Here is a 12,770-nt window from a genome sequence, read left to right as displayed (position 1 = left end):
AAAACCTAACCTAAATATTTAAAATATGAAAAATTATGTACTCCTTCTTAGTATTTGCTTTATACTATGTAGTTGCAAAGAAAAAGCAAAGTCAGAAGTAAATAAAGACATACCAGTAACAACGGCCACGGCAGAGCACACAAATAAAAGAGGCACTTTTAAAGCTGTTGCTCCAAGCAAAACTTACGAAGTAGAAATAGACTGTTCTTATTTAGAAGAAGATTATTTTCAGTTCAAATCTGATAAATTAGATGTTGGAGATTCTAATGGAGATGGTTTAAATATTTCTGGTTTTCAAAACGGAAAAGGTCTGATGTTAGCAATTGTAGATAACGGTGTTAATTTTAGTGCTCCAAATGTTTTGACTTGGGAAAAAACCAATAATGGGTTTAAAGGTTCAGCAACACTTTATGAAGAAGGTTCTGCTAGTGTCAACAGTATAAAAATTACTTTTACAGGTTATTGTAAATAAATAATAATTAAACTATAAAACGATGAAAACACAGTATATAGTTTTAATTTCTATAGTCTTGTGCGCTTGTGGAGAACAGAAAAAGAATAATAGTGAGTCATCGGTTAAAGATTTAAAAAAGAATATAGAAAGCAATACCAAAAACGCTAAATCAGATTTAGACCCTTGCGACTATTTAACGGAAGCTTATTTGCAAAGTATATTGCCAGAAGCCATCAATTTTAGAAAAGAAGTAAGTGGTTCATCTTATCCTACGTGTTTCTATAAATTTCAAATAGATGGACAAGATGCAAGAGCTATGCTTGTTGTTGTAAAAGGAGCCGGAAATGCTAAAAACTTTGCAACAGCAATGAGTTATATTAAAAATAAAGAACCATTGCAAGGTGTTGGAGAAGATGCCTTTTATATGGCTGCTAAAGCTCAGGTTTCTACCTATGCTAATAAAAATTTAATACATATAAGTATCTCTAAAGATATGGGTGATGTAAAAGGGGAATATAAAGATGTTACCATTGAGGTAGCAAAAAACATATTAGCAGAATTGTAACTTAATGAATCGCCTATAGAAAATGATATTATCGAATTAGATGGACAATTAATATAAAAATACTTTTTAAAATTCGTTTGAAGAAAATGGATATCTAATAAATATTTTAATTAAAATAATAAGAGGCTATAAAAAAGAAACAGCCTCTTATTGAAATAAACAACTAACTCAAAACAAACTATATTTAATTTTATAAAGTTGGAGTCTCTAGTTTAGTGAAATCTATTGTGGGTTGTTTTAGTTGTGATTCTCTATGTAATGGAGCATTAGGTTCGGTGTTCTCGTTAAAAAAACCACAATTTTTTAAATAGAATGTGTTTTTGGCAGTAATTCCTCCTTCGTAATCTAATCTAGCTCCTTTTTGTGCTGTAGCATCATAAGTAAAGGTTGCTTTAGTTATCTCAATCCATTCGTGCTCCGTTGTGTATACCCATTGATTACCATAATTAGCTTGTCTTGTAATGTAACCTGTACTTGGTGAAAAGTTTTCTAGAAAACTGTGCATATTTGTAACATAAGTCGTTGTATTTGGACGTCTGAATGAAGCTATTAATTGCCAATTATTTATGTCAGGGTCATAAAAATATGCTGTATAATCTGAAGAAGAGTTCTGTGATGGTGTTACTTTTAGAAGAAATTTATACGTTATATCAGTTTTCCAATTTTTTACAAGATAACTTTGTGCTCCAGAACCTTCATTTCCAAATTCTCCTGAGTAAACATTTGTGCCCTTTCCTAATAAGTTAACCTGATACTCTTCTGGTATCAGATTAGGGTCTTGAGTGTCAAATTCACTCCAAACTGAGAATAAAACTCGTCTTTCTGTTTCAGAGTTTACTTGAATTCCAAAATATCCTTCACCAAAACCATTAGCCATATAATATGAACCAATTATATCTTCATCTTTAGGAACGGTAATTTCATTATAGAAATAAACAGCATCTATGTTTTGCGGTGCTTCATATTTTAAATGTACCGAAGGTCCTCTTCTACCAAAATGAAAATCGTTTGGTACATATGTAATGTTTTTTTCTGTAATAGATCCACCTATTAAAACTTCTGAGATGTCGGCATATACGTTACCTGTTTTTTCTATCCCCTCTAATTCAATATAATGATATCCAGGTTGAGTAATGTTAAAAGTGCCTATGTCAATTGTAGTATATTTCTTGTTATTTAAAGTTATTTCTTTACTAGTTTTTCCTAGGGTAATTTTAAGTGTGGCTTGATTGGTAGTTTTTGCTTTTAAGCCTAATTTTAACTCTCCTATTGAATCTGTTTTAAAGTAAGTTCTAATTATTGAATTTGAGTTATTCCATTGAGTTATTCCTGAATCTGAAATGACTTGTTGATCCATTGAGGTATTATCTATAACCCAACTATTACCACCAGGAGGGAGACTTAAAACATAGTTAATAGGAATTTCTTCAGTTTTACTAATCTTTAGATTGGAATCTGTACCATCGTTACAAGCAATTATGCCTAAGCATAAGAATGAAAAGAAGGTTTTGTTTAATTTATTTTTATAACTCATATTCTTAATTTATGGTTTTTGGATTGAAAATTCTTGATGTTTAGAATTATTATTTATAATAATTATTTTATCTGATTTGGATTTTATATATAACACATGTCTAACATCTTTATTGGCAAAAAATCCTGTATTTTGGTTCTTTATGTATTCAAAATTATTATTAATCCCTTTTAAGTAGGTGCCAATACCAGCATCTGCACGTGTGGTTTCTATTTCAGATTGATAATTATTACCTGCTAATAGCAAATCTTTTATACCATCATTGTCGAAGTCCTTAAATACAATACTATTTATTGGTGCTATTTGAGCTTCTTGAGGAAAAGGTTTGAAAATAAATTCTCCGTCATTATTTATAAATAATCCTGAACGAAATTCTATTGCTTGTTGGTGAATTGCTGATTCAAAATTATCACCTATAATTTCTTTTATGTCACTATTTGCAAAATCGGTATAGGTTATAATACGTTCTTTAAGATATGGCATTTGTTGAGCAGTACAACCTTTACCTCTTACAGGAACTAGTTTAGAGTTGTAATATTTTGCAAGCATAATGTCTTCTGTACCATTATTGTCAAAGTCATTAGTGTAAATATGAAATGGCTTTTCTTTAGAAGCGTGAAACTTATAATTAAGGCCCAAGTTTCCAGCAATAATATCTTTGTCTCCATCATTGTCTATATCTACAACTTCTATTGCATTCCACCAACCTGTAACTTGATTTAAATATTTATATTGGTCATTATCAGTTAGCTTTCCATTATTATTGATGTAAACGTGAATACCCATCCATTCGCCTGTAATGATTAAATCAAGATCATCATCTTTATCTATATCGTTCCATTGTGCACTAGTAACCATACCTGATTGTCTAACACTAGGAGCAATACTATCTGTTTTGTCAGAAAAAATTCCGTTATTATTAATTAAAATGTAACTATTCGGAGTGTATGGATATTTTCCGGGTATTACACGGCTACCTATAAATAAATCGATGTCTCCATCTTTATCAAAATCTGCAGCTTTAACTACAGAACCTGACTCTTTTATTTGAGGAATGGCAGTTTTATTTCTTTTAAATGAATTTTTACCATTATTTATGTATAATCGATTTTGTAATAATGCGTCATCAATATCAAATTCGTAACTTCCACTAACGATATATAAATCTAAATCACCATCGCTGTCTGCGTCGAAAAAACATGCACTGATATCTTCAAAAGCTTTATCTGTAATAAAAGCTGAAATAGGCACGGCGGAAAACTCACCATTAGTTTGTGCTATTAATAATTGTCCTGCTTGATTATGACCACCGCCAATATACATGTCATCTAAACCATCATTATTTAGGTCTGCAACTGCTGCAGCTGGACCCGTTTGCGATAGTTTGTGGGGTAAAAGGAGTTGTTTGTTAAAATCGTTAAATGCAGGGTCTTCATGCTGAAAAGGGAGGTTCTCTTCTTTAAATAATATTCGATTAACTATATCAGTTTCCGTTTTTATAAAACTTGTACTATCGGAGTAATTAACTATGTGTAATTGATTTGTTTTTAAGTCTTTTAGAAATTGTTTTTTTCCGTCATTCCAAATGATTTCAACTTTAGGAATAGTGGTATAAGATCTCGTTCCGAAATGTAATGTATTAGAGACTGAAGATAAATATCCTCTAGCATTTACAAGTTGCCTAGTTTGAATTTCTCCGTTTTTTAAATATAATTTTACTGTAGTCCCTACACCAAAAAGATTATTTTTTGGTCCTTTGAATTCAAATTGAATAGCATTATTTTTAGTGATTTGCTTTGCGTTGTTTTTAAGGAGAGTGGCATGCTCGTCTAAATTATTGGTTACTATATCTAAATCACCGTCGTTATCTAAATCTACATATACAGCTCCATTAGAGAAAGAAGGTTCTTCACTCGCCCAATTTGTAGTTGTGTTTTCAAATTTTAAATGCCCTTTGTTTTTAAAGAAGTAGTTTGTTAATTTTTGTTGTGGTAGCTTTTTAGTGAAGGCGTAAAAGTCCTTTTCTTCTAGGTTTTCTTTGTTTTTATCTATAGTTTTATTTATCTCATTATTACTATCACGATCTATAACATCACGATACACACCGTTGGTCACATAGATGTCATTAAAACCATCTAGGTCAAAATCGGCAAATAGTACAGACCAACTCCAATCGGTTTTAGATAAACCTGTCATATTTGCTACTTCGCTAAAAGTACCATTGCTATTGTTTAATTGTAAGACATTGTGCATATACTGATTATGGTAATTCTTAGTAACCATTTCGTTAAATTTATCTATTGAAGTCATAGACATTGTTGTTTTAGAACGGATGTAATCTTCTGGACTCATATCTAAAACCATTAAGTCGTATAAACCGTCATTGTTTATATCTCCAATATCGCTTCCCATACTATAATAAGAAAGGTGTTTAAAGAGTTCATTTCTTTTGTCAGTAAAAGTTCCATCTCCATTATTTATATAAGCAAAATCTGGAGTTATAAAATCATTCGAGACATAGATATCTTGCCACCCATCGTTGTTTAAGTCTCCTACTTGAGCATTTAAACCAAAGCCTAAATCAGGAAGAATTCCAGCTTCAAGAGACGCATCTATAAATTTATTATTTCCTGAATTTTTGTAAAGCTTATCACTACCTTTAAACAAAGTTGTTTCTAGGCTATTTTGTATTTTTTTTAAATCGATTAATTTAGATGATATCTCAAAATTTGAAGGAGCATTTGAAATGTATACATCTAGATCTCCATCTTTATCATAATCGAAGAAAGTTGATGAAATTGACTTATTAGTATCAGCTAGACCATATGTTTCTGCTTGTTCTGTAAAAGTGAGATTTCCATTATTTATGTATAACATATTGGCCAATTTGATGTCTCCTTGGTACCATCCCGCGCGATTTATATATATATCCAAATACCCATCACTATTTATGTCGACTACAGAAACGCCTGTATCGAAACCTGCACGTTTTTCAATACCAGATTGTGGAGTAATATCCTCAAATTTTAGATTTCCTTTATTTATAAATAATTTATTATGGTAAATATTTGATGTAAAGAATAAGTCCTGTAAGCCATCATTATTAAAATCGGCAGCAGCCACACCTCCTCCAATATATAAATAGAGATATTTGTAATAGTGAATCTGTTCTGATTCTAGTATTTTATTTTCAAAAGTAATTCCTGAAAGTTCAGAATTAATTTTAGTGAAAAGTTTAATTTCATTTTCTGTCTCTTGGGTATGCTTACATGATATATTGTTTAATGTAATACACAGTAGGACTGTAATATATAAGAAGCGTTTTACCATAGTCAAGACTCAGTTAAATTAGAAGTTATTTTAAGTAAACAGAAGGCCGTAAGATTAGAGAAGGGGCTGGCCTTCTGTTTATAATTGTTAATTAGGGAGTAAAGGTGCTATTAGCCTCTGTTTTTTTATATTAATTGTAGGCGATATATGGAACTAATTCCGCTAAAGCAGCATTATCACTACCATCAAAAACAGAGTTTACTATCATTTTATAATAACGAAATGAATTAGGTTCTGATAATACCAATTCTTGTTGAGCTGCAATTTTTTCTAGGTTAAAGGTTCCTGCTGATGACCATGTAGAACCATCTTGGCTAACCTGAATTTCTATAGATTCCAAGTTTCTCGATAGAGATTGTCTTTGTACTAAAAAGAATCCGTGAACTTCGTTTTCTTTTTTCATATCTACAGTAATGAAATGTGGAGGAACAGGAGTACATCCACTCCAGCAAGTATGCCAAAATGTAGATGTATTTCCATCAATAATATCTGCAGCCCGTCCTGTGTCTCCTTCGCCTCCTTGGTCTTCTTGAGAGCTATAGTCGGAAATTGTCCAATTACTCGTGTCATAAGTAGCAGGAGGAAGTTTGCTTTGGTCTGGATAAACTAAATCTTCGTCGCACGAAATGAATGTTATTAAGGAGAAAGCAAATAACAGTGCTAACCCTGTGACTTTATTATATTTTGTAAGAATATTCATGGTTTAAATAGATGTTTTTAGATGAACTGAATAAGTGTGAAACTTTAATAAGCTCCCCCGAAAGGGAGCTTATTATTTTATGGGTTTTGAATTAAACTTGGCTGTAATATTATTTGTTGTTCAGGAATAAATTCAATGATTCTGTTGCTCGTAGATGGTATTTCGTAAAAAGGGTTAGTTCCATTTAAATGCCCACCAGGATATGTACGAATCATAGTGTCTCCATTTCTATATACGTCATATCTTCTATGCCCTTCGTATGCTAATTCTAATCTGCGTTCCTCTAATACAATATCCAATACAGTTTTTCCTGATGGAATATCCGATAATGTCATTTCTGGGATACCAGCACGAGTTCTTAAAACATTAATTGCTTCTAAGGCTAAGTCGTCAGCTCCTTGTTTAGCATATGCTTCTGCTTTGTTAAGGTACATTTCTGCTAAACGTGATACAGTTGGTGACCACATATGTACGTCATCTTCTTGTAAAGAAGCTTTAAGAATGTAAAATTTTGGATACCCATTACGTTTTTCTAAATCAAAATCTTTGTTAACATATTGTTTTCCGTTACTACTATTAAAGAAATAAAGTTCATTTCCGTTTGAATCTGTTTCCGAGTATATAGTATATGTACTTCCATTATCAACAAAAGTTGTTGTACCATTAGAATCTGTAGTTTCTCTAAATTCATATGAGTATTGAGAATTTACCCAATAGACCACTGGAATTCCATCTCCATTATCATCTTCTAAATATTGTGGTTCAATAAAAGCTTTTCTTGCATCATTCGGATTCTTATTAATTAAATTTAAATAAGAGCTAGACGCATACATTTCTCCCCAACCAATACCCTCAATTGATGCATAAAGTGAACCTATAGTATACCAATTATCGCTTTCTCCTAAAAGATCTGATTCACTGCTAAGAGTTACTGCAAAAATAGCTTCAGGATTATTATCAGGTCTTAATGTATTCATTTCCTTAAACTCACTAGTAGGTAATAAAGTATATTCACCAGAACTAATTACTTTATCCGCGTATTCTTGAGCCAAATTATTATCTTCTTTATATAGATATACACGAGATAATAATGCTTGTGCAGCTTGTTTAGAAGCATAAGATGCCCCCTTGTTAATATTCATTAAAGTTTCTGCTTTTTCCAAATCACTAATAACTTGCTCGTAAACTTCTTCTACAGTATTACGATCTGGAATATCATCTGTAGCTGAAGTTAATTTTAAAGGCACAGATAAGTTAGAAGGTCCTTGATTATAGGGTCTACCAAACACATTACCCATTTGGAAGTATACTAAAGCTCTTAGGTAATAATTTTCTCCTAGTAATTGATCTTCTTCTTCTGTAACCCCTTCTTCAATCCTTTCAATCATTACATTGGTTCCTACTATAACTTTATAAGAATTACTCCAGAATCTAGCAGTTCTATAATTGGTAGGAATAGCTTGGTAGTTATACAGGTAAAACAAATCATCTGTAGTTCCGCCGCTTAAAGAAATATTATCTCCTGCATATTCAGATATTCTATGTAAATCGTCTACCCATCCCGAATATCCAAGATCCCCTTTTAAAAGAGCATAATTACCTACTGTAGCAGCTTCAATAGAGCCTGGGTCTGATAGTAAGTCTTCAACAGCGACTTGGTCGTATGGGTTCCTTTCTAAATCGCAAGATGTAATTATCAAAGCGAAAAGTGGTAATAGTATATATAATTTTTTCATCGTTTTCTTTTTTTAAAATGACACATTAAGACCTAATACTAAGCGCTTTGGAATAGGGTAGCTTAAACTTGCCTCACCAGTAATTCCTCCTACACTAGGATCTACACCACTATAATTAGTAATTGTAAATAAATTATCACCAGAGACATATACATTAATATTGCTTAGTTTTAGTTGGCTTAAAACTAATGGTGGAAGGTTGTAAGACAATGTAACATTTCGCATTCTAAAAAAGCTTCCATCCTCTAAATAACGTGATGAAGGTTTGTTCGAGTTATTATTCCCTCCAGATACTGGTCTTGGATGAGTTGCTTGATCACCTGGTTCCTCCCATCTGCTCCATCCATCACTAAGTACTTGTTGGTTAAATGTTGGATAAATCCCATCTGAGTCGAATAATTCTCTTGAAGAATTGTAGATATATCCTCCTTTAGAGAAATCGAATGAAGTAGATAAAGTCAATCCCTTATATGACCAACTAGAATTAAATCCTCCAACAAATTCTGGTGTTGAAGCCTTATCTAAAAACTGAACAGTTGCACTTGCATAATCACTAGTGTAGCTAATATCTCCTGTTTCTGGGTCTACAACTTCCCATAACGGATTTCCATCCCCGGGATGAACACCTGCCCATTTTCTCATATACCACGAGTCTGCGTTTTCGCCAACTTTCCAAAGCTTACGCCCTTGAGGTAATTCGTCTGCTTCGTAAAGTTCTGTAACTTCATTTTTGTTTACACCAATATTAAAACCAATATTCCAATTGAAATTATCTTTTTGAATAATGTCAGCATTAAAAGAAGCTTCAAAACCACTATTGTTTACTCCTCCTATATTTTCCCAATAACCACTGTAAGCTGTAATGTCTGGTAAACTCACATAGTATAATAAATCTGAAGTGTCCTTGTTATAGTATTCAAAAGTGGCACTAATTCTGTTAAATAAATTTATATCTAAAGCTAGGTTTGTTTCAAATGATTTTTCCCAAGATAAGTCAGGATTCCCAAATTGACTTAATATAGCTCCTGGAACACCAACATACTGTGTATCTACAGCATATGTGCCTTGGTAAGGATATAATGATGATGGTCTATTACCAACAGTACCATAACTTGCACGTAATTTAAGTTCGTTTATCGCTCTACTATTAAAAAAAGATTCGTTATGTATTAACCAACCACCACTTATAGAGAAAAAATTTCCATATTGGCTATCTAAACCAAAGTTAGAAGCTCCGTCTCTACGAATAGAACCTTTTAAAAAGTAACGATCTGCATAACCATATTCAGCTGCTAAAAAGTAAGATTGTAAAGCATACTCATTAGTAAGTCCGCTAATAGCACCTGGTTTGCTAGCAATATCTAAAACTTCACCCCCTGGGATGATTCCAGTTCCAGTTGCTCCAAAAGTTTCATATTTGTAATCGTTATATTCATATCCTGCCAAAACAGATAAATCATGAGATTCATTAAACGAGTTTTTATATCTCAACATTTGAGTTGTTAATCGAGTAAATCTATTTGCTGTGGCATCGCTAACACTACCTGTATTTGCTAAACCAGCGTTAGATCTAGGGTCTGTATAGGATTTAGATAACGAACGGTATAGCGTAAAGTTATTGGTAGATAAGAATGTTAAGTTTTTAAGAATTTTATATTCAAAATCTAAATTAGCACTCATATTAAATATGCTACTAGAAGAGTAGTTCCATTGTTGGTCATAAAGATAATTTCGGCCATCACGTCCAATCCAATCTTGAGATTCATTAGCATTTACAACTTCTCCATTTTCATCGTAAGGTAAATCCCAAGGCAAATTTAAATATAAATCGTATAAAGGTGCTTCTGCAACATTATCTCTTTCATCAAAACTAAATGAGATTTTTGGTTTTAATTTAAAACGTTCAGACATTTGGTAGTCTAGATTCATACGAAATGTATAACGATTAAGTTCATTTCCTTTTAAAGTTCCAGTTTCACCATAATATCCAGTGTTTAAGAAAAGGTTTAAATTTTCGGTTCCAGAGGTAAAAGATATATTTGCGTCTTTTACTATTCCTGTTTGAGTTCCTATATCTATCCAATCTGTATCTCTAGATAATAAATCCTCACTAAACCAAGGGTTATTGTTACCTAATTGCAGATTATAATCGTATAACTCTTGTGAGTTCATAACCTCGAAATTTCCCATGTTAAATTGGTTCATTCCAGTTTTATAACTTACGGTAATTTCTGATTTACCGACTTCTCCTCGTTTGGTGTTTACAATAATAACTCCATTTGCTCCCCTAGATCCGTATAATGCGGTAGCAGATGCATCTTTTAAAACAGAAACTGTATCTACATCATTTGGGTTTATAATAGGAGTACCATGTTGTATAACACCGTCTACAACCCATAAAGGAGTAACACTACCCCCTAAAGAAGATCGACCTCTAATTAAAATCTCTGGTGAAGCTCCTGGAGAACCACCTGTTGCAGAAACTTGAACACCTGCAGCTTTTCCCTGAAGCATAGAAGATACATCAGGTGTTGTGATGTCCTCTAGTTCTTCTGAATTTACACTTACAACAGATGATGTAATTGCTTCTTTTTTCTGTGATCCATAGGCAACAATAACAACTTCATCTAATTTAGACACATCTGTTATCATTTTTACATCAATTACAGTTTGATTATTAATCGTTATAGTCTGAGATAAATAGCCTATATATGTGTAAGACAGTGTCTGCATATCTTCTGGTACTTGAATAGAATAATTCCCGTCAAAATCGGTTGTTGTTCCTGTTGTTGTACCCGTTATGACAACGTTTAATCCTAAAATAGGAACATTGTTATCGTCTACCACGGTTCCAGAAATAATTCTAGGATCGCTCTGTGCTCTAGCTTCAAAACATAAGCAGGCAGCTAGTGTTAGTAATAAAAAAGTAAATTGTTTTTTCATAAATATGTGGTGTTAGTGATTTTTGGTTATTATTAATAAGTATCTTTCATCCAATTATAAGGTTTACGTTTAACCCACTGTCCTCTAGTGAAATCAGGGAAATCTTGTGGTTCCCCGTTATTTTCTATAGAAGCTTCAGATAATGGTGTTATTGCACTCCAAGCAGCAGCATCGTATGCATCCATTGGAGGTGCAATATTTTGCTTAACAGACTCAATAAATGCATTCATAACAAAAAAGTCCATTCCTCCATGTCCAGCTCCCATAGCTTTTTCACCATATTTTTTCCATAATGGGTGGTCGTATTTTTTTAGCCATGAATCTGCATCATCCCATGTATGTGCTTTTGATTGCCCATCTATGTGAATTCTATTTCCATCCACTTCCCAAAGTCCTTCCGTACCCTGAACTCTAAAACCTAATGAATAAGGTCTCGGTGAATTACAATCATGGGTTACAATTATAGTTTCTCCATTTGCCGTCTCAATGGTACTTGTTATAATATCCCCTTGTTTAAAACGTAGTTTTGCATTAGGATGATCTTCTCCAGCAGTATCTACAATGTATTTATTTAAACCACGTGCTTTAGTAGCATGAGATGTAAGGGATAAAAAACGATTTCCCCTATTGATATCACTCATTACGGCTACAGGTCCGACACCATGTGTAGGGTAAACATCTGCGTTTCGTAGTAATGAATGTTGAGTACGCCAAGCAGATTCTGAAATACCTTTGTCTCCAAATTCGGCGCCTTTTCCATAAGCAGTTTTACCATCATTAAATTTAACAAAACGTAAATCGTGCTGATATCCACATCTAAAGTGCAACAATTCACCAAATATATTTTGTTTAACCATATTTAGTACAGCTAGTACATCCCTTCTGTAATTTACATTTTCTAAAATCATAAGATGAGTACCAGTCTCCTCATGAATATTTACTAAATCCCAACACTCTTCCATCGTATTGGCAGCAGATACTTCAAGTCCGGTATATTTTCCCGCTTTCATCGCTTCTACAGCCATACGTGTATGCCATAGCCAAGGTGTAGCAATTATTACAGCGTCAACATCTTTCAATGCTAATAAGTTCTTATAATCATTTTCAGATTTTCCAAAGACTTGTGGTTTATTAAAGCCTGCTTTTTCAATTTGCTTTAAAGCAATATCTGTCCTTTTAGGATCGATATCACAAATAGCTGTTATTTCTACATCTTTTCTTAATAATACGTTGTTTAAATGATTTGTACCACGCAAACCGATACCTATAAAACCTAGTTTTATTCTTTCATCAGATGTTCCTAACATGTTACTAAACCCCAGGTTGGGAAGTAGAGTAGCAGCAACTCCAGCTAAGGCTGTATTTTTTACAAAGTTTCTTCTTGAGTTCATTATGTCTGTGTTTATATCTCTCAAATGTGATTATTAAATTTCTTATTCGAGCTGTTAATTTCCTCATTATAGGGTGGTATAATCACTATAAATACGGGTATGACTTAAATTTCCCCC

General features: G+C 32.8%; 8 protein-coding genes. 2 read left to right on the top strand and 6 right to left on the bottom strand.

All coding sequences use genetic code 11. The annotated features are described in order from the left end of the window. Positions 1 to 25 precede the first annotated feature (25 nt). Both BN863_RS13225 and BN863_RS13220 read left to right on the top strand, forming a co-directional pair. On the top strand, positions 26 to 472 hold the full coding sequence (locus BN863_RS13225; RefSeq protein ID WP_038531445.1) for a hypothetical protein: 447 nt from the start codon (positions 26 to 28) through the stop codon (positions 470 to 472). A 22-nt stretch (positions 473 to 494) separates the two neighbouring features. Further along, positions 495 to 1,019, top strand: a complete 525-nt coding sequence (locus tag BN863_RS13220) for a hypothetical protein (protein ID WP_038531443.1) — start codon at positions 495 to 497, stop codon at positions 1,017 to 1,019. Positions 1,020 to 1,209: 190 nt separating this feature from the next. Here the strand turns inward: BN863_RS13220 and BN863_RS13215 are convergent, their stop codons facing one another. The 6 genes from BN863_RS13215 to BN863_RS13190 form a co-directional block, all read right to left on the bottom strand. Next, on the bottom strand, positions 1,210 to 2,553 hold the full coding sequence (locus BN863_RS13215; protein WP_038531440.1) for a DUF3472 domain-containing protein: 1,344 nt from the start codon (positions 2,551 to 2,553) through the stop codon (positions 1,210 to 1,212). 9 nt (positions 2,554 to 2,562) lie between these two features. Further along, positions 2,563 to 5,883 carry a VCBS repeat-containing protein gene (locus BN863_RS13210; RefSeq protein WP_038531436.1) on the bottom strand — a complete coding sequence of 1,107 codons (3,321 nt, stop codon included), beginning with the start codon at positions 5,881 to 5,883 and terminating at the stop codon, positions 2,563 to 2,565. Between the two features lie 130 nt (positions 5,884 to 6,013). Continuing rightward, a complete protein-coding gene (locus tag BN863_RS13205) occupies positions 6,014 to 6,583 on the bottom strand; it encodes a discoidin domain-containing protein (protein WP_038531433.1) in 570 nt (189 codons plus the stop codon). 77 nt (positions 6,584 to 6,660) lie between these two features. Continuing rightward, positions 6,661 to 8,319, bottom strand: coding sequence for a RagB/SusD family nutrient uptake outer membrane protein (locus BN863_RS13200; RefSeq protein WP_038531430.1), 1,659 nt, complete (start codon positions 8,317 to 8,319; stop codon positions 6,661 to 6,663). Positions 8,320 to 8,331: 12 nt separating this feature from the next. Further along, on the bottom strand, positions 8,332 to 11,262 hold the full coding sequence (locus BN863_RS13195; RefSeq protein WP_038531427.1) for a SusC/RagA family TonB-linked outer membrane protein: 2,931 nt from the start codon (positions 11,260 to 11,262) through the stop codon (positions 8,332 to 8,334). A 32-nt stretch (positions 11,263 to 11,294) separates the two neighbouring features. Beyond that, the gene (locus BN863_RS13190; protein WP_038531424.1) at positions 11,295 to 12,653 is read right to left on the bottom strand and encodes a Gfo/Idh/MocA family protein; all 1,359 of its coding nucleotides are present in this window, start codon (positions 12,651 to 12,653) and stop codon (positions 11,295 to 11,297) included. Positions 12,654 to 12,770: the final 117 nt, after the last annotated feature.

Origin of the sequence: Formosa agariphila KMM 3901 (assembly GCF_000723205.1) — a bacterium.
GTDB classification, from domain to species: domain Bacteria; phylum Bacteroidota; class Bacteroidia; order Flavobacteriales; family Flavobacteriaceae; genus Formosa; species Formosa agariphila.
Note: the sequence above shows the minus strand (reverse complement) of the source record. Positions and strands in the feature narration are given on the sequence as shown.

Coding starts and splice junctions, on each gene's coding strand:
- BN863_RS13220 (WP_038531443.1), top strand. CDS start 495: ATGAAAACACAGTATATAGTTTTAATTTCTATAGTCTTGTGCGCTTGT.
- BN863_RS13205 (WP_038531433.1), bottom strand. CDS start 6,583: ATGAATATTCTTACAAAATATAATAAAGTCACAGGGTTAGCACTGTTA.
- BN863_RS13195 (WP_038531427.1), bottom strand. CDS start 11,262: ATGAAAAAACAATTTACTTTTTTATTACTAACACTAGCTGCCTGCTTA.
- BN863_RS13210 (WP_038531436.1), bottom strand. CDS start 5,883: ATGGTAAAACGCTTCTTATATATTACAGTCCTACTGTGTATTACATTA.
- BN863_RS13200 (WP_038531430.1), bottom strand. CDS start 8,319: ATGAAAAAATTATATATACTATTACCACTTTTCGCTTTGATAATTACA.
- BN863_RS13225 (WP_038531445.1), top strand. CDS start 26: ATGAAAAATTATGTACTCCTTCTTAGTATTTGCTTTATACTATGTAGT.
- BN863_RS13215 (WP_038531440.1), bottom strand. CDS start 2,553: ATGAGTTATAAAAATAAATTAAACAAAACCTTCTTTTCATTCTTATGC.
- BN863_RS13190 (WP_038531424.1), bottom strand. CDS start 12,653: ATGAACTCAAGAAGAAACTTTGTAAAAAATACAGCCTTAGCTGGAGTT.